At 64.7% G+C, this 18,458-nt stretch carries 15 protein-coding genes; all 15 read right to left on the reverse strand.

Translation table 11 applies throughout. The features are described 5' to 3' along the window. Positions 1–318: acyl-CoA thioesterase domain-containing protein (locus L995_RS28000; protein WP_047474667.1), on the reverse strand; the 318-nt coding region annotated here is incomplete at its 3' end. Positions 319–355: 37 nt separating this feature from the next. Further along, complete coding sequence (locus L995_RS28005; protein ID WP_047474638.1) at positions 356–1,258, reverse strand: alpha/beta hydrolase family protein; 903 nt, start codon at positions 1,256–1,258, stop codon at positions 356–358. A gap of 104 nt (positions 1,259–1,362) precedes the next feature. Continuing rightward, the gene (locus L995_RS28010) at positions 1,363–2,559 is read right to left on the reverse strand and encodes an acetyl-CoA C-acyltransferase (protein WP_017405913.1); all 1,197 of its coding nucleotides are present in this window, start codon (positions 2,557–2,559) and stop codon (positions 1,363–1,365) included. A gap of 140 nt (positions 2,560–2,699) precedes the next feature. Further along, the gene (locus L995_RS28015; protein ID WP_017405914.1) at positions 2,700–5,102 is read right to left on the reverse strand and encodes a 3-hydroxyacyl-CoA dehydrogenase/enoyl-CoA hydratase family protein; all 2,403 of its coding nucleotides are present in this window, start codon (positions 5,100–5,102) and stop codon (positions 2,700–2,702) included. A gap of 54 nt (positions 5,103–5,156) precedes the next feature. Continuing rightward, positions 5,157–5,597, reverse strand: a complete 441-nt coding sequence (locus L995_RS28020) for a DUF2147 domain-containing protein (RefSeq protein ID WP_047474640.1) — start codon at positions 5,595–5,597, stop codon at positions 5,157–5,159. A gap of 80 nt (positions 5,598–5,677) precedes the next feature. Next, a complete protein-coding gene (locus tag L995_RS28025; RefSeq protein ID WP_017405915.1) occupies positions 5,678–7,483 on the reverse strand; it encodes an acyl-CoA dehydrogenase C-terminal domain-containing protein in 1,806 nt (601 codons plus the stop codon). Between the two features lie 62 nt (positions 7,484–7,545). After that, positions 7,546–8,253 carry a TetR/AcrR family transcriptional regulator gene (locus tag L995_RS28030; protein WP_016446433.1) on the reverse strand — a complete coding sequence of 236 codons (708 nt, stop codon included), beginning with the start codon at positions 8,251–8,253 and terminating at the stop codon, positions 7,546–7,548. 149 nt (positions 8,254–8,402) lie between these two features. Beyond that, positions 8,403–8,945: a hypothetical protein gene (locus L995_RS28035; protein WP_047474641.1), complete on the reverse strand. Its 543-nt coding sequence runs from the start codon at positions 8,943–8,945 to the stop codon at positions 8,403–8,405. Continuing rightward, positions 8,942–10,042: a hypothetical protein gene (locus L995_RS28040; protein WP_047474643.1), complete on the reverse strand. Its 1,101-nt coding sequence runs from the start codon at positions 10,040–10,042 to the stop codon at positions 8,942–8,944. The genes L995_RS28035 and L995_RS28040 overlap by 4 nt, the downstream gene beginning before the upstream one ends. Continuing rightward, positions 10,042–10,743, reverse strand: a complete 702-nt coding sequence (locus tag L995_RS28045; RefSeq protein ID WP_016446436.1) for a hypothetical protein — start codon at positions 10,741–10,743, stop codon at positions 10,042–10,044. The genes L995_RS28040 and L995_RS28045 overlap by 1 nt, the downstream gene beginning before the upstream one ends. After that, the gene (locus L995_RS28050) at positions 10,721–11,662 is read right to left on the reverse strand and encodes a hypothetical protein (RefSeq protein ID WP_016451810.1); all 942 of its coding nucleotides are present in this window, start codon (positions 11,660–11,662) and stop codon (positions 10,721–10,723) included. Before L995_RS28050 ends, L995_RS28045 begins: the two co-directional genes overlap by 23 nt. Continuing rightward, the gene (locus L995_RS28055; RefSeq protein ID WP_047474645.1) at positions 11,659–16,542 is read right to left on the reverse strand and encodes a tape measure protein; all 4,884 of its coding nucleotides are present in this window, start codon (positions 16,540–16,542) and stop codon (positions 11,659–11,661) included. The genes L995_RS28050 and L995_RS28055 overlap by 4 nt, the downstream gene beginning before the upstream one ends. Positions 16,543–16,612: 70 nt before the next feature. Next, positions 16,613–16,903, reverse strand: a complete 291-nt coding sequence (locus L995_RS28060; protein ID WP_016446439.1) for a DUF1799 domain-containing protein — start codon at positions 16,901–16,903, stop codon at positions 16,613–16,615. Positions 16,904–16,932: 29 nt separating this feature from the next. Next, complete coding sequence (locus L995_RS28065; RefSeq protein WP_012203259.1) at positions 16,933–17,388, reverse strand: hypothetical protein; 456 nt, start codon at positions 17,386–17,388, stop codon at positions 16,933–16,935. A 43-nt stretch (positions 17,389–17,431) separates the two neighbouring features. Beyond that, positions 17,432–18,358: a phage tail tube protein gene (locus tag L995_RS28070; protein ID WP_047474647.1), complete on the reverse strand. Its 927-nt coding sequence runs from the start codon at positions 18,356–18,358 to the stop codon at positions 17,432–17,434. Positions 18,359–18,458 lie beyond the last annotated feature (100 nt).

Genomic DNA, 18,458 nt, shown 5'->3' on the forward strand with positions numbered 1-18,458 from the left:
CCGCGTATCGCCGTCCTGGTCGGGCTGGGTGATGGTCAGCAGCCAGTGCTGGGTGGAGCGGTTGGTGCGAACGGGGCGGGCCTCGATGTCGAAGCGCCCCGCGCCCAGCGCGGCCGCGTAGTTGACGGTGATGGACAGCGGATCGCCCAGGCACAGCGGATGCTGCTGGATGGCCCGCACCAGCGCGGCGGCGGTGATGCCGCCGTACGGGCCCACCATGTTCCAGTAGTCCTGCGTGGTCTGGCCCTGGTAGTGGCCCACGGCGCCGGTGGGCGTGAGCGCCACGGCCTGGTCGAGAGGATGGATGTCTGTGCTCATGGCAAACGAGTGTGATGGCAAGCGGCGCCCGCGTCCGTCAAGCCGGCGACTCTGCGGGTGAGGGAAAGCGCGGGTGGGCCGCGGCGGCCGGCGCCTTGGTCCAGCCCGAGAACACGTCCACGGCCCGGCCCCAGAGCGCGTCGCGCATATCGGCGCGGAAGAAGCCGAAATGCCCTATGCGCCGCAACTGCAGGGCCTTGGGTTCGATGCGCTCGATGCGGCTGGGGGCATTGGCGTAGAGCGCGAACAGGTGCTCGGTGCCGCGCCAGGTCATGAGTTCGTCGTCGCTCATGGACAGCGCCATCACCGGAAAGCGCACGGCGGCGTAGCTGCGCGCGGCGGCCTCGCCCTCAGCACCCACGCTGTAGCGCGGATTCAGGCACCAGCGGCGCCACTGCAGCATGACGCCGGCCGGCAGGTCGCCCACCTTGCGCAGGCGCCTGCCCGGAAAGTAGCCGCACAGGCGCGTGGCCACGGGCACCAGCACATGCCAGAAATAGGGAACCAGGCGCTTGAGGCGGGGCGCATTGTCGCGCCAGTAGCCGCTGCCGGCCGCAATGCTCAAAAGGCCGTCCACCAGCTGCGGGGAGCGCAGCAGGCCCGGCAGCTGGGCGCCCAGGCTGTGGCCGATCAGGAACAGCGGCTGGTCCGGCAGCTGCGCCTTGGCATGGGCGATGACCGCCTCGTAGTCGCGCGCCCAGTCGCACAGGTCGGCACGCACCTGGCGCAAAGAGCCTTGCAGGGAATCGCCATGGCCCCGGTAGTCAAAGCTGGTCACCCGATAGCCCTGGCCCGCAAGCCAGGTGGCAAAGGCCTCGTAGAAGGCCTGGCGCACCCCCATGGCCCCGCCGATGACCACGCTGGCGCGTGGCGGGCCAGCGGGCGTGTAGACGCGCAGCGCCAGCGTGGCGCCGTCGCTGCTGAGTTGGTGTTGTTCCATGGCTGTCTCCTGGTCGGTGCCGTTTCTGTGCCGGCTCGCATGGATGGGAAAAAATGGGATGAGCGAAAAAGACAAAGCCCCGCGAACGGGGCCTTGAGCAACGGTCAGACCCGCTCGAAGATGCCGGCGGCGCCCTGGCCCATTCCGACGCACATCGTCACCATGCCGTAGCGCAATTGCTTGCGGCGCAGCGCATGCACCACGGTGGCCGAGCGGATGGCGCCTGTGGCACCCAGCGGGTGGCCCAGGGCGATGGCGCCGCCCATGGGATTGACCTTGGCGGGGTCCAGCCCCAGCGTGTTGACCACGGCCAGCGACTGGGCGGCAAAGGCTTCGTTGAGCTCGAACCAGTCGATGTCGTCCTGCTTGAGGCCCGCATAGCGCAGCGCGGCCGGGATGGCTTCGATGGGGCCGATGCCCATGATGGCCGGCGGCACGCCCTTGCTGGCATAGCTCACGAAGCGCGCCAGCGGCGTGAGGCCGAAGCGCTGCACGGCGGCGCCGCTGGCCAGGATCAGCGCGCCTGCGCCATCGCTGGTCTGCGAGCTGTTGCCGGCCGTCACCGAGCCGCGCGCCGCGAACACGGTGCGCAGCTTGCCCAGGCCTTCGAGGCTGGTGTCGGGGCGTGCGCCCTCGTCCAACTCCACGGTGCGCGTGCGCACCACGGGCTCGCCCTTGGCCAGGTCCAGGCTCCGGTCAGTGACCTCGATGGGCGTGATCTCGTCCTTGAACTCGCCGGCCTGCTGCGCGGCCAGGGCACGGCGGTGCGACTCCAGCGCAAAGGCGTCCTGCGCATCGCGCGAGACCTTCCACTGCTGGGCCACCTTCTCGGCCGTCAGGCCCATGCCGTAGGCAATGCCCACGTCGCCGTCGCGTTCGAAGATGGACGGCGACAGCGAGGGCGCGTTGCCCATCATGGGCACCATGCTCATGCTCTCGACGCCGGCCGCGATCATCACGTCGGCCTCGCCCACGCGGATGCGGTCCGCCGCCATGGCCACGGCCGACAGGCCCGAGGCGCAGAAGCGGTTCACGGTGATGCCGCCCACGCTGGTGGGCAGGCCCGCCAGCACGGCGCTGATGCGCGCCACGTTCAGGCCCTGCTGGGCCTCGGGGATGGCGCAGCCGCAGATGATGTCCTCGATGGCAGCCGGGTCCAGCCCCGGCACCTGGGCCAGCGCGGCCTTCAGCGTGGTCGCCAGCAGGTCGTCGGGACGGTAGTTGCGGAAAAAGCCCTTGTGCGACTTGCCGATGGGCGTGCGCGTGGCGGCGACGATGTAGGCGTCTTGGATTTGTTTCATGGAGATTGCTCCTAGATCTCAGTTATTCGCGGCCCGCAACGCACGCATGTCCCAAGTCAGGGACAGCAAGCAAGGGCCGCCCCGCCGCGAGGCTGTCGTCCCCCTGGGGGGAAGGCGCGAAGCGACTCAGGGGGGGCATATCAATTGCGGACGGGCTTGCCGGTGTTCAGCATTCCGAGAATGCGTTCATGGGTCTTCGGATGGCCGATCAGGTGGCAGAACGCCTTGCGTTCGAGCTTCATCAGATAGGCCTCGTCCACCAGGGTGCCCGCATCCACGTCGCCGCCGCAGACCACGTTGGCGATCAGGCTGGCCACATGCTGGTCGAACTCGCTGATGAAGCCGCCGTCACGCATGTTGACCAGCGAGCCCTTGATGGTGGCCACGCCGCTGCGTCCCGCCACGGGGAAGCTGCGCGGCAGCGGCGCGCGCCAGCCGCCTGCGGCCATGGACTTGGCCTCGTTGATGGCGACGAAGAGCAGCTCGTCCTTGTGCGGCACGATGAGGTCGCTGTCCAGCAGGTAGCCCAGCTTGCGCGACTCGATGGCGCTGGTGCCCACCTTGGCCATGGCCGCGGCCGTGAAGCCTTCGGTCAGGAAGGGCAGCAGGTCCTTGCCCGTGCTGGTGGCGGCGTTCTCTGCCGCGCGGCGCGCGATGTAGGTCAGGCCGCCCGCGCCGGGCACCAGGCCCACGCCGACTTCCACCAGGCCGATGTAGCTTTCCATATGCGCCACGCGGCGTGCGCTGTACACAGCCAGCTCGCAGCCGCCGCCCAGCGCCATGCCATGGATGGCCGCAACCACGGGCACCTGGGCGTAGCGGATGCGCAGCATCAGGTTTTGCAGCTCCTGCTCCACGCTTTCGATGGCGTCGGCGCCGCCGATCACGAAGGCCGGCATGGTGGCTTCCAGGTCAGCGCCCACGCTGAACGGCGCATCGCCCGACCAGATGACCATGCCCTGGAAGTCGGTCTCGGCCACGTCCACGGCCTCCATCAGCGCTTCCATGACTTCGGGGCTGATGGCGTGCATCTTGTTCTTGATGCTGGCGATCAGGATCTGGCCGTCCAGCGTCCAGGTGCGCAGCGCCTTGGATTCGGCGATCGTGGTACCTGCCGTCTTCCAGTCGGGCAGGCTGTCTTCGCCCAGCAGCTTCTCGGGGAAGATCTGGCGCTCGTAGACGGGCAGCACGCGGCGGGGCACGAACTGGCCCTTGGCAGGGCTCCACGAGCCCTGCGCCGTGTGCACGCCGCCGGCCTCGGCCACCGGGCCTTCGAAGACCCACTTGGGCAGAGGTGCCTTGCTCAATGCCTTGCCGGCATCGATGTCCTCCTGGACCATCTTCGCCACTTCCAGCCAGCCGGCTTCCTGCCACAGCTCGAACGGGCCCTGCTTCATGCCGAAGCCCCAGCGCATGGCCTGGTCCACGTCGCGTGCGGACTCCGCAATGCTCTCCAGGTGGATGGCCGCGTAGTGGAAGCTGTTGCGCAGGATGGCCCACAGGAAGCGGCCCTGCGCCCCCTCGGCATTGCGCAGCAGCTTCAGGCGCTCGGCAGCAGGCTTCTTGAGCATGCGGCCATAGACCTCGTCGGCCTTGCCGCCTGCGGGCACATAGTCCTCGCTGTCCAGCTCGAACTGCAGGATGTCGCGGCCGACCTTCTTGTAGAAGCCCTTCTTCGCCTTCTGGCCCAGGTTGCCCAGCTCGATCAGCTTGGCCAGCACGGGCGGCGTGCCGAAGCTGGCGTAGAAGGGATCGGTCTCGGCGCTGAGGTTGTCCTGCAGCGTCTTGATCACATGGGCCATGGTGTCCAGGCCCACCACGTCGGCCGTGCGGAAGGTGCCGCTGGATGCGCGGCCCAGCTTCTTGCCGGTGAGGTCATCGACCACGTCGAAGGTCAGTCCGAAGTTCTCGACCTCCTTCATCGTGGCCAGCATGCCGGCGATGCCGATGCGGTTGGCGATGAAGTTGGGCGTGTCCTTGGCGCGCACCACGCCCTTGCCCAGGCCGCTGGTGACGAAGGCTTCGAGCTGGTCCAGCACCACGGGCTGCGTGGTCGGCGTGGCGATCAGCTCCACCAGCGGCATGTAGCGCGGCGGGTTGAAGAAGTGGATGCCGCAAAAGCGCGGCTTGATCGCGTCGGGCAGCGCCTCGGACAGCTTGGTGATGGACAGGCCCGAGGTGTTGGACGCCACGATGGCGTGCTTGGCCACATGGGGCGCGATCTTGGTGTACAGGTCGAGCTTCCAGTCCATGCGCTCGGCAATGGCCTCGATGATCAGGTCGCAGCCCTTGAGCAGCTTGAGGTGCTCCTCGTAGTTGGCGGGCTGGATCAGGTCCGCGTCCTCGGCCACGCCGATGGGCGAAGGCTTGAGCTTCTTGAGGTTGGCGATGGCGCGCTCGGCGATGCCGCTTTTCGGGCCTTCCTTGGCAGGCAGGTCGAACAGCACCACGGGCACCTTGACATTGACCAGATGGGCCGCGATCTGCGCACCCATCACGCCAGCGCCGAGCACGGCGACTTTCTTCACATTGAATCGGGACATGGATGTTCCACAAGTGGGAGGGAGGTGGCCGCTGCGGCCGCCTTCCGGAATGGTTTACTGCACGCGCACCCAGGTCTGGGTGCGGCCAAAGGGGCCGATGGAGCCGCGCACCTCGAGCTTGGCGCCGCCCTCGATGGGCGTCAGGCGCAGGGTGTAGGTCTTGCCGTTTTCGGGGTCGAGGATCTTGCCGCCTTCCCAGACGTCCTTGCCCTCGGCCTTCTTGGCGCCGCGGATGATCTCCAGCCCCTTGAGCGGCTGGCCCTTGCGGTCGTCAGAACATTCGGTGCAGGTGGCGGCCGGATCGGCGCCCTTGCGCAGGATCTGCTCGATGCGGCCCGTGACCACGCCGTCGTTCTCGGCCACGCGGATCTCGGACTTGGCTTCGCCGCTCTTGTCGTCCACGCTCTTCCACAGGCCCACGGGCGTCATCTGCGCCTGCGCCGCGACGGCCGCGAGGCCCAGCACCATTGCTGCCAGTGCTTGATATGCCTTCATTTCAAACCCCTTTCGCCTAGAAAGGCGCACAGGCCACGCTGATGCGCACAGCCCGTGCTCCCATGTTGGAGTGAAGCCGTTCAGGCCAGCGCCGCGTCCGTGTCCATCAGGGACTTGCTGCCTGCGCGGGCCGTGCGCATCAGCGTCGCGGTCTCGGGGAACAGCTTGGCGAAGTAGAAACGCGCGGTCTGCAGCTTGGCCTGGTAGAACGGGTCGGTGTTGCCCTTGGCGATTTCACGCAGCGCCACCTGGGCCATGCGGGCGAAGAAGTAGCCGAACACCAGGTGGCCCGCCACACGCAGGTAGTCCACAGAGGCGGCGCCCACCTCGTCGGGGTTTTGCATGCCCTTGAAGCCGATCTCGGTGGTGAACTTGGTCATCTGGTCGCCCAGGTAGGCGATGGGATTGATGAACTCGGCCATCTTCTCGTTGACGCCCTCTTCCTCCACCAGTTGCGCCACCAGCTTGCCGAACTTCTTGAGCGATGCGCCCTGGTTGCCCAGCACCTTGCGGCCCAGCAGGTCCAGCGCCTGGATGCCGTTCGTGCCTTCATAGATCATGTTGATGCGCGCATCGCGCACGAACTGCTCCATGCCCCATTCGGTGATGAAGCCATGGCCGCCATAGACCTGCTGGCTCATGGTGGTGGCCGTCCAGCCGTTGTCGGTGATGAAGGCCTTGACGATGGGCGTCAGCAGCGCCACCAGCTCGGCGCTGTCCTTGCGCACCTTTTCGTCGGGGTGGTTGAACTCCTTGTCGATCAGGAAGGCGCAGTAGGTCACCAGCGCGCGGCCGCCTTCGGCATAGGCCTTGGCCGTCAGCAGCATGCGACGCACGTCGGGGTGGACGATGATGGGGTCGGCCGGCTTGTCCTTGGCCTTGGTTCCCGACAGGCTGCGCATCTGCAGGCGGTCCTTGGCATAGGCCAGGGCGTTCTGGTAGGCCACCTCGGTCAGGCCCAGCGACTGGTTGCCCACGCCCAGGCGGGCGGCATTCATCATCACGAACATGGCCTGCAGGCCCTTGTTCGGCTGGCCCACCAGGGTGCCGATGGCGCCGTCGATATTGATCTGAGCCGTGGCATTGCCATGGATGCCCATCTTGTGCTCCAGCGCACCGCAGAAGATGGGGTTGCGCTCGCCCAGCGAGCCATCGGCCTTGACCACGAACTTGGGCACCACGAACAGGCTGATGCCCTTGGAGCCCGGGGGCGCATCGGGCAGGCGGGCCAGCACCAGATGGACGATGTTCTCTGTGAAATCGTGCTCGCCAGCGCTGATGAAGATCTTGTTGCCGGTGATCTTGTAGGTGCCCTCGGGCGCGCCGGCCACGGGCTCGGCCTTGGTGCGCAGCAGTCCCAGGTCGGTGCCGCAATGGGGCTCGGTCAGGCACATGGTGCCGGTCCACTCGCCGCTGGTCAGCTTGGGCAGGTACAGCTTCTTTTGCTCTTCCGTGCCATGCACATGCAGGGCCTCGTAGGCGCCGTGCGACAGCCCGGGGTACATGGTCCAGGCCTGGTTGGCGCTGTTGAGCATCTCGTACAGCGCCGAGTTCACCGCAAAGGGCAGGCCCTGGCCGCCATAGGCCGTGTCGCAGGACAGTGAAGGCCAGCCGCCTTCCACGTACTTCTGGTAGGCCTCCTTGAAGCCCTTGGGCGTGGTGACCTCGTGGGTTTCCTTGTTCAGCACGCAGCCCTCGGCATCGCCGCTGATGTTCAGCGGAAACGTCACATTGGCCGCGAACTTGCCCGCCTCTTCCAGCACGGCGTTGATGGTGTCGGCATCGACCTCGGCATGCGCCGTCATCTGCCGGTAGTCATCCGTGACCTTGAACACCTCGTGCATGAGGAATTGCATGTCGCGCAGGGGCGGGTTGTAGCTGGGCATTTGTCTTCTCCTGTGTTGGCGGGGTTTGCAGTGGATGCGGTGAAAACGGTGAAACTGAAAAATCAGGTCGGGCTGGCGTAGCGCGCCAGAATGCTCTCGAAGCCGTCGATGGCGCGCTGCATGGAGCCTTCGTTGCGCAGGAAGCGCGCCTCGTAATGCAGGGCCAGGATCAGGCCGTGGATCTCGAACAGCAGCTGGTTCTCGTCCAGGTCGGCACGCAGGTCGCCGCATTCGCGGCACTGCACGATGGTGCGGCGCATGGCTGCGTGCCAGGTCTGCACCGAGGCCGTCAGCGCATCGCGCACCGGCCCCGTGCGGTCGTCGAACTCCACGGCGCCGCTGATATAGATGCAGCCCGAGTCCAGCTCGATGGAGGTGCGCTTCATCCAGTTGTCGAACAGCGCCCGCAGACGCGCCACGCCGCGCGGCGCCTGAAGCGCCGGAAAGAACACTTCCTGCTCGAAACGGTCGTGGTACTCATGCACCACGGAAATCTGCAGCTCCTCACGCGAGCCAAAATGCGCGAACACGCCCGACTTGCTCATGCCCGTCAGCTCGGCCAGAGCGCCTATGGACAGGCCCTCAAGCCCGATGTGCGTGGCCAGGTTCAGGGCAGCCTCCACAATGGTGGCCTTGGTCTGCTGACCCTTGTGCAGCGCGCGGCGCGGCGCGGGCGCAGCCGCTTCGTGCACGGAAGAGCCGGCCTTGGGATCGGCATTGGAGTTGGTCGGAGAGCGAGCGGTGCGGCGTGGGGCGGAAACGCTGGACATGCGAAATTCTTGTTAAAACGAACGTTCGTGCTATTTTGCATGGAAAGCTTGTCGCGGCGAAGACATGCGGGGGAAAACACCTAGCTTGTGGGCAGGCGCAAAAAAGCCGGCAGGTGCCGGCTTGGTTGGTTGTCACGCCTCAGAGCAAGTCATGCCTCCACGGCAAATACCTTGATGCCCTTGAAGCGCATGTGGCGTTCGGGAGGAAGGTCGGAATTGACCATGGCTTCGGTCACTTCCCAGACCCGACTGTCTTCGAAGTGGACAGAGAAACGGATGAAGCCCTTGGCCATGGAGGCCAGCACCACGCGCTCGCGGCCATCGCGCGACCGGATGGGCAGTCGAAAGCTGTCATCCTTGGCCAACACCTGCGCGCCTGCCCGCAGCTCGGCAGAGAAGGCCAGCGTGGCGCCTACCGGCACCGTCGCATCGGTAAAGTCGGGAGTATGTACAAAGTCCTCCTTGTCGGCCGCGATGCCGGTGATGACGATCTCCGGCATCGCGGGTTCGGGCACCGGCTCGGGCAGGGCCTCATAAGGCAGTTCGACCCAGGCCAGGCCCGTGAAGTTGCTGCGCGGACGGCCCGGTGCGTCGTGGGTCTGCATGTTGTCAGGCGGCAGCGTGGTCGTGCGCTCGCTGGGCGACGTGGCCATGCCCACATACCAACCCCACAGGTCATATTCGTAATTCATGCGGCCCCCTGTTCGTAGTAGAACTCACGGTCGTTGTCGACGTCGGATAGCAGTCCCATGCCTTGGGTCCCGAGAAACAAGCCCTTACCAGGCTCCAGGGCAAAGATGGGGGTTGTCACATCGACTACCCCTGTTCGAGGGACGAATGCTGGGGGGAACAAGCGCCAGTTCGCCCCAGCGTCGTATGAGGCCACAAGGCGTAAGCGGCTCGCATTGGCGTTGTCCAGCGTCACGGCCCGCGCATAGATCACGCCGTCCAGCACGATTGCGCTCGTGATGCTCTGGACATCTTCTCCATCAAGCAGGGGCAGCAGTTGGACCTTCAGGTCGAAGTTGTGCCCATCTTCGGACGTTGCCGTCCACATCCGCTTCCCCACCGCACCAAACAGCACGAACTTTGTGCCGACCGCAATGCCCTGATTGAGCGCGGCCGATGCTGCTGATACCGTGTTGCGCAGCGCGTTGAACCCGGTGGAGCTGATGAACGAGGCCCCGGAGTCTGACACTGCAGCGTTGATCCAGGAGGGGCCTGCTCCAGACAATGCCAGATAAGCAGACCCGTTGAAAAGGAATTTATGCCATGGGTCTCCCGAAGGCATGGGCGTGTTCAGCCAGGTATCTGTCCCTGCGACGGACCTGTAGCAGTAGGAGAGGCCGGTCGACGTCTGCTGACCAAAAAAGAACCCACCGGCCCGGCTGATCGCGGCCACGGCTTGAGCGCCAGCGGGCGCCGTGAACGACACATCATTCGTGCTCGCGCGCAGGCCGTATTGCGATCCATCGACATAGCTGACGACGATGGTGCCGTTGTGCTGTGCCAAGCCCTGGATCGTCCCGGTCGTCACAAACCTGGACGTGATGGTGCGCAGGTCCGGTGTCGTGTAGAGCGTCGTGGCAGTGGCGACGGCATACACGCGGCCGTTCCACACTGCTCGAGTTGGAACCCCTAACGAAAAATTCGGCAGGAAGCCCTGGTGCGCCTTGAACATGTTTTCCACGCGCACACTGGCTGCAGGCAGCTTGCGCTCCTCGCCGCTCCAGATGCGCCGGCGCATGAGCGCAGCCGGTTGGCCATACAAGGTATTGAACGAAAGCATCAGATCCACCCCAGGGTTGCGGTTTGTGTAAAGGTGCGGTCGGCGAAGCGCGAATCCAGCACCAAGTCGTCCTCGATGCCGGAGAACTTGCCGCCGTTGCGGCGCAGCACGGGCGTCAGGGCGTTGGAGCGGTTGGTGACGCGCAACTGGTCCTGAGGCGCGGCGCCTGCAGGCATCAGGCACACGCACAGGGGATGCGTGACCAGATAGTGCATGCCGACGATGAGCTGGTGCGGCCCAGCTGAGGTCAGATCCTGCTGCGGCATCGACATGGGAGAGCCTGACAGCCGCCAGCCGGCAGGGTCCTGTGCGGGGTCAATGGCGCTGGCTGAGAGCCCCACTTGTACACGCCGATAGGTCAGCAGCGAGATAGGCGACCAGACTGCATCGCCCTGGGCATAGTTGCCCGGCTCCCAGCGCTGCGCCCCGGCGACCAAGGCGGCGTTCTGTGCGCTAGTGGCCGAAGCTGCGGCGGCAGCCTGGGCGGCGTTCTTATTGGCTTCAACTGTCTGCAGTGCCTGGACTAGTTCCGCAAGAAAGGTCTTCAGCCAACCGGCCAGACCCGCTGTCCAGCTTCTGAAGCCGGAAAGCCAATTCAGGTAGACATCAGTCTTGACGTCGAATACATCCTGCGGGTCGGTTCGTCGGTTGGGTATCGACACTCCTTCATCCGGTGGATCAGGTGGTTGCGTGAAGTTCATCGTCTTCCAGTCCTTCAATGGTTAGGTTGCAATCGGAGAAGCCATGGGCCACCAGTACCTGGTCGAAGCCCGTGATGTAGCCATACGTGGTGAGCACGCTGTAGCCTCGCGCACCTATCCATACGACCGGCCTGGCGCGGTACGCCAAGATTTCGTTGCGCACGCGCTCGTACTGCGTGCCGTGAACGAGTACCTGCAGCTTCAGGCGATCGCTGTATGCGCCGGGCTCGGCTACCCAGCCCCCCCAGTCGTCGCGCTTCTTGAGGCTCCAGTCGTCAAAACTGATGGAGGGTCGCCACTGTGTGTTGCCCAGCCACACGGCACGACCGATGACTGCCTCCGCACAGCGCGCCTTGGCCCCACGGTTGCTGATGCGAATCGTGATGGTGGCCTGGGTGTATGCCGGCAGACCCGTAAGGGAGAACTTGTGTTCGCGAGCGATGGGGGCGAAGAAATAGTTCCAGTGGGAGTTGCCCGACGGCTTGAGCATGAGTTGCGCGCCACTGTCGAATACGTCGCCATCGACGGGATCGCGCATCAGCACTTGGACCGTGTGAGCCTGAATACCCAGCAGCTCGATATCCGTCACGATGCAACCTGGCTTGATCTGCACCTCAATCAGGTCGTCAGCCTCCGTGTAGGAACCCAGACTTGCATCGAACATGCGCAAGCGGTTTTCCACACCGCGCCGTTGCCATTTCCCTTCGGACGTTGCTGGAGCATTGCCCGTATTGCCTGCGACCAGGGATCGCCAAATGAGTCCTGTGACGTCAATGATCTCGTCACCCAGGGCATACGTCTTGTTGACCATCCAGGGCGCCAGTTCACTGGGTGCAACGTTTGTTGTCATATTGGAAAGCGTGACGGCGATGGGAGGCAGAAAGCCCATGCCTTTCGTGAATGCGCCATTCGTGCTCATGCTGCGACCCTCCGCTTGATACCCAACGCATCGGCCTTGCGTGCCAAGCCCTCCATGCTGTGCAACAGCACAATCTGCTGACGGCCTATGTCAAAGATCAACTGATGCAATGCCTGGATCTGCCTGGATGTTTCACCGCCCCCCATTCCGGCGAACAGTTGCTGGGTTCTCTGTGCGCTGTAGATGCGCGATGGGCCGGTGAATTCCAGCTCAGGCCCCAATTCGCCGACCATGCGCACGCCTCCGGCGTGATCGCCACCTCGCGCGAATCGGGGGATTCCCATCTGGTCTAGAACAGCATTCACGTCGCCCAGCGCATAGCCTCCCAGATTCGCGATATCTTTTGCCGTCCCGCCAGCCGCCTTGATATCTCGCACCAAGCCTGCGACATCCCCAGTCCCCTCGTACCTGCGATAGGTCTCAGCGATGCGCTTTGCCCGATCAGCGCCTGAACCATCTCCACCGCCAGGGCCGAAGCCGCTTTCGCTCTTGCCGTCAGCCCCGTCCAGATCGCCTGCGCTGCCATGGCCTACACTCTCCTTGAGCAGTGCCGCGCGGAATTCCGCCCATGCGAGATCGGACGACAGCAGCCGCGTGTCGATGCCACGCGCTATGTCCAGCGCCTCCTTCTCGGTCTTGAGCAGCCGGTCCAACGCATCGACCTGGCTTTTTTCCTGCTCCAGAATCAATTCATCGGCAGACAGCTGCTCGCCCGCCGCGTCATGCAGCACTTCGAGCTTGTTGGCCAGGATCAACTGCGCGGCCTCATAGTCCAGGCGCGAGCGGAAGTTGCCCGAGGAAATACCGCCGCGCGCAGCCGAGACGGCCTCGCCGATGTCAGCCGATTCGGGCAGATAGCCCGTGCGCCGGTACGCAGCCAGTGCCTGGTCAATGACCTCGTTGGCTCTGGCCAAGGCCATGGCCTGGGTGCTCTCGATCTGGCCGCGCAGTTCGACGACATGCCCGCGCAAGGTGTCCATGAGGGCGCGCTCGGTATCCACGCGCTCCTGCGCGACATCGATGCGTGCCTGTATGGCCGAGCGCTCCGCATCGACGGAACGCTGCAGCAGGCTCCACGCCGCATCCGTATCGGCCTCGTTCTTCTTCTTCGCCTCCTGCGCCTGCTCCTCCTGCTTGCGCTTGGCTTCCTCCGCCTGTTTGGCCGAAGCCGCCGCAGCATCCTCGGATGTCTTGGTAACGGCCTTGAACGTGTCGTTGAGCTTGAGCAGCTCGGCAGCGGTCTCGGCCGAAGACTTGCCGGTGCCGCCGATATTGCCGATCAGCTTGTCCATACCGGCAGTGAAGTCGGCCAGCGACGTGCTGGTGTTTGCCAGGTTCTCGAGATCAGCCGCGAGTTTCCCGATATCGCCCGAACCTTCTCCCAGGGTGGAGCTGGCCCAGTCCTTGAAGGCGCCAGTCTTGGCCATGTCCTTGAGGCCTTGCGTGCCCTGGACCTTCGAGATGGCGTCCTTCAATACCTTGGCATTCGCCTCCTCGGAGTTGGCTGCCTTGAGCTTGTCCTCCACCAGCTTGCGGAACCGGGCCTGGGCGTCGTCGGCATCCAGGTCGATGTCCACGCCCAGGTCCTTGAGCTTGCTGCCCACCTCGCGCTTGGCGATGGTCTTGCGCTCATCCTCGCTGTAGAAGTTCTGGTAGAAGCTGCCCGCGTTGGTATTCAGCGCCTCGATGCCGCCCGAAGCCTTGATCAGGGACTCGAAGGCCAGGTCGGTCAGGTCGGCAAAGCCCGTGATCTTCTTGCCCAGTTCCTCGAAGGAGCGGCCGATCAGGTCGATGGTCTGGAAGGCGGCCTGCAACGCCTCGACATTGGGTGCTTCGCCCAGCGAGTCCAGCGTGGTGCGCATCCAGCTGGGCAGGTCCGCCTTCTTGAGTTCGGACACCAGCAGGGAACCGGTCTGGCCCAGGAAGGCCTTGTAGGCCTCTTCCGGGTTGTTGCCCAGCGAGCGGTTCTCGAAGCCGGCCAGGATCATGCCGGTCGTCTTGTCGATGATCTTGGCGTAGCCGTAGGCGTCCTCGTCGGTGTACTTTCCGTTGGCGGCAAAGCCGCCCACCAAGTCGATGTCGCGCACTCCGCCCGTGGCGTACTTGCCCAGGGATCCGTAGACCAGGGCCAGTCCGTCCAGACTGGTCTTGAGCTGCTTTTCGATGCCATCGCTGTGGCGGCGTGTCAGATCGTCGTACCAGTCGCCTGCCGCGCGGCCGAACAGCTGCTCGGCCGCCTTGTCATTGCCAATGCCGGCCGTGCTGTAGGCCGCGCCGCCATGGTTGGCGCCGCGGGAGCCGAAGGCCTTGTCGAGCGCTCCACCTAGGAAGCTGCCGATCATCGAGCCGATGCCCGGAAGGATCCAGGTTCCCACCGCCTGACCCACAGCGGCTCCGTACTGTCCTTGGGACAGGCTGTACAGGCTTCCCAGGTAACCGGCAGCAGAGCCAATCCCTCCCTGGAAACCGGGAATGTCTTTCAGCCAGGTGTCGAACCGGCCCACGGTCTTGCCCAGGTCCTGCAGTGCTTCACCGGCCATGTTCCAGCCATTGGACATGAGCTTGAGTGCGGATTCATTCAGGTACTTCTGCGCCGAGGTGCCCCAGGTGGACCAGTCCGTCAATCCACCGCCCAGGCCCGTGCCCTGCGCATCACCAGCGCCCGCTGTTCCCGGAGCACCGCCTTGACCGAGGAAGTTGCCGACGAACCCCCTGAGCTGAGCGAAGACAGGCACGAGAAACGGCCGCGCAAACGCCTTGTACATCTCATCGGCCACAGAGGCCTTGAACGTCGCACTCAGGCTCTTGGTGAAGGTACGCCAGCCTTCGGTGCCGTTGGCCAGCATGTCCGTGAAGCCCTTGCGGAACATCTCGTCCATCTGGTCGACCGATTTCTGGGTCTCCTGCATGCGGACACGTTCGGCAACATTGGCCTTGGCCTGGTTGGCTGCGGCCGTGGCGTCGTCCTTGAGTTTCTGGGCGCCAGCCGCATCATCCGGATTCTTGGCCGAGATGTCTTCGAGCTTTTTCTTGAGCTCGATCGCGACCTGGTACTGCTCCAGCGCGATCTTGCGGTCGCGTTCCGACATGGCTGCCAGAGACTGCTCGAACTGCACCGCCTCACTGGCCGCCTTCACGCTTTTGGTGTACTCGTCCACCTTGCTGGCAGACTCGTTGTAGCCCTTGACCCGGGCGAGTTCGCGCGTGGCCTCGGCCTCTTTGCCAACGGCCTCGGCGACCTCCCTGGAGCAGCGGACACTCTCTTGCCCGGCCGCGTTGTCTTCCATCTCCGCGATGGTCTTCTCGACCTGCTCCTGGCGCAGTTGTCCCAACGCCTCACCGGTCAGGCCAATCGCGCGCGTTTCCTGCCGGGCGAGGTCCAGGTTCTTTTCAGCCAGTTCGGCCTTGGCCTGGTGTTCCTTGACGAGTTGCGCCACCTCCTGCTGCCTTTTCTGCAGTTCCTGATCGCGCTTGAGCTCCTCATCGTCCTGCTGCGTTCTGGCTGGCACGGCCGGTGGTGCGTAGCTGACGGTGCGGGGTACCGCAGGCGGCTCTTTCTTCTGCGCAGGCGCATCGGTTTTCTTGCTTTGCTCCTGCGGCTGTGGCTGTCCCACCAGCGGCGGATTGATGAACCCGCGGCCGCCGCCTGCATTGCGCTGACCCTGTGCCGCCATCAATTCGCGCTGCACCTGCTGCAATTTTTCGACCAGCCGCTGGGCATCGTCATGGGCCGTGCGCACCCATACATTGCGCGATGTGGCTGCCCCCTTGGCCTGCAGCATCTCCAATTCAGCCCTGGCGCGCGGAAGCTCCTTGGCCAGATAGGCTGCCTTTTCCGCATTCGACTGGAAGGCCGTGCTGATGTATTGCAAGCCCACCGCGCGCCCGGCGATGTTTCCCAGCCCGCTGCTGATCTGGCCCAGGAAGCCCGACCCGTTGTCACGCGCGCGCGACATAGACTCCGAAAAGGCGTTCATGTCGTTGGCCGCTGCATTCATGCCAAAGGAGATCATATGGCTGATGCCGGAATCTCCCACGGCGGACTTGAGCTTGTCCCAGGCGTTGGCCATGCGTTGGGTGCCGGCATCCAGCCTGTCCGCCGCCTTGTCCGTCCCCTCTCCCAGGGAGCTTTGCAGCGCCTGCGAGAAACGGGGCAGAAAGTCCTGCGTCACGACCTCGCCGGTCTGCAGCATCTGGGAGAACCGCTCCTGTGTCACACCCAGGGCCTGAGCGCCGACCAGCGCCGCCTCCGGGATATGTCCCAGTTTCTCGCTGAAGTCCGACGCGCCTATCGTCCCCTTGCCCATCAGGTCGAGTACGGCTGCCAACGAGGCATTGCCCTGCTCCACGGAAAGGCCCATGGCCGCGTTGGCCGAGGCAATCCCCGTGAAGATGGTCTGCACCTGCGCGCCCTCCAGCGCCGTACCTCGCGCCTTGGTGGCGAAGTCGGCGTAGGCCTGGCCGGTGGCATTGAGCTGCAGGCCCAGCCGATCGGCCAGGGCCGTGACATAGGCCAGTTCCTGCGCGCCCTTGCCGCCGGTGGCAAGGTCCAGCCGTGTACGCAGATTCTCTGTCTGGGCACTGGCCGTGTAGAGCGCCTCTCCCACCTTGGCCGCCGAACCCGCCACTTCCAGCATGGCATTGGCGCGGCCTGCAATCTTGCCCATGGAAGTAGACAGGCTCTCGATATCGACGCTGGCACGCGCCGACACAAGCGCCGTGTCCGTTGAGGCACCTGCGAACTGCGACATGCCGGCATACGCCTGCTGCAGCTTGCCGTGGAGTTTGTCGAGCTCCTGGGAGAACTGGGCATTCTGCGCACGCAGCTCGCTCAGGCTGGGCGTCTCGGCGATGCCTATGCTTTTGACCGCTGTACTCATGCTGATCTCTGTTCGGTATGCTTGACCGCTTGTGTTTGTCTTGAAAGGCCGGAGCCGAGGCCCCTATGCCTCAGCCCCGGTTGAGCTGGCGCAGCGCCTGCGCCTCCAGTACCTGCAATTGCGCGAAGACCTCGCCGCGCTGCGCGGCGGGCACCGCGTAGCGGCGCATCACGATCTCGACCCCGGCGTAATCCAGCCCGTCCCAGTGCCACTGGCCCCAGGGCGTGGCCGTCCTACGCCACTGGGTGGAGCAGCCGAGGTACACGCTCCAGGCCATCGCATGCTCCGGCCACAGTTCGTAGTCCTCGGGGTGCTGCCGTTGCAGATCGCCGGGCACCATCCGGTCGGGGTCGATCCCCATCTGCGCGCACTGGGTGCGCAGCTCGTCGTCTACGAGATAGCGGTCTGCGCCGTCGAGGCCGAGGTGATGCCGGACAGCGCCACGGAGTTTTTTGTGGCGGCATCCCGCTGGTGCACGTTGAGTCCGTCGAACCAGGCCACGGCCATGGCCTGCTCCAGTCCCGGGTAGGCCTCCTCGGCCGCCAGGCGCTCGTCGCGGCTGTAGGGCACGGGTGTTCCTTCGTCGCCCAGCATCCCCTCCCAGCCCACAACCACTTCGTCGAGCAGTTCAGGGATGGTCATGCGCCGTACCTCCTGCGAGCCATCGGGCTGCGTGGCGGGCTTGCCGACGACGATGAGTTCATTGATCTCGTCACGCCGCGCCTTGCCCAGGCGCTTGAACACGACGGCAAAGTGATGGGCTCCGAACCTGCCCTCATCGACGGGCAGGTACAGCGTTGCGGGAACGGAGATGGTGGGCTTGAGCCCGGAAATCTTGACGGCCATGGTGATCCTTGGATGTGTAGTTGTCAGGCAGGGAGGTGAGGCGTCAGATCTCGATGGACCATTCGTCGTTGCCCGCGTCGGAGGGAATGAACGACAGGGGGATCGTGATCATCTGCACGCCATCGCTGTCGCTGTAAGTCGGCTTGCCGATCTGGGCGCGCGCGCTCTTGAAACTGACGGTGTTGGTGGCGCCGGGGCCATGCTTGAGCGTGACGGGCACGATGGCGCTGGCGCGCGCCAGGCCGATCCAGTCCTTGGTGGCCACGCTGGTGTTCTCGAAGGTGACGCTACCCGTGGACTTTCGGTCCGTGATTTCCACGGTGTCCACGTTCATCAGGTCTCGCTTGACCACCTGGTTGCCGCACTTGAAGCTGAAGGCGCTGCAGGCCACCGCCAGGCCATCGAGGGTCAGTTGGGTGTTGGTCTTGTTGACGCCCAGAGGAGCGACGAAGTCGCTGTAGTCCACAGCCGGCAGGGCCTCATCCACGGCGGGGACAAAGGAGCCCGTGAACTCGAACTTCCACTTGGGAATGGCCTTGGCATCGGTGCTGAACTCCACCTCGCCGCGTGCACCATGCATCTTGTAGAGGGTGCCGTCCACGTTGCCGTAGATGGTCACGCTCTGGATGCCGTCGGTCACGGGAGAGAAGACTGTCTTCACGCCAGTCTCGGTGCTGGCGCTGGCGGCGCACGCACGCAACAGGTCGGTCACGCCGGGACGCTCACCCGCTGCGGCCACACCCGCGAATTCCACGGAGAACGACACCTTCTGGTATTCGGTGACCAGGGTGCTGCCGCTGGAGCCGAAGAAGGGACGGATGTTGTTGCGCTCGACCACGTCGCCCTCGATGGGGGTCAGGGTCACGTCGCTGACCAACATGGCATTGGCCGCCAGCGGTACGACAGCCGTGCCGACAACGGTTTCAACCAGGGCCAGGAGGGCCATCTTGCGCATGATTTTTGCTGCCATTTGGAGAATCCTTTGAAGAGATGAAGAGATGTTTCGCGACCTTGGGCGCCGTCCTCCAGCGCCGCGGGCCACAGGGGTTGCGGGAAAGGTGCGGGTTATC

The organism is Delftia sp. ZNC0008 (genome assembly GCF_000799035.1).
GTDB lineage: Bacteria > Pseudomonadota > Gammaproteobacteria > Burkholderiales > Burkholderiaceae_C > Comamonas > Comamonas tsuruhatensis.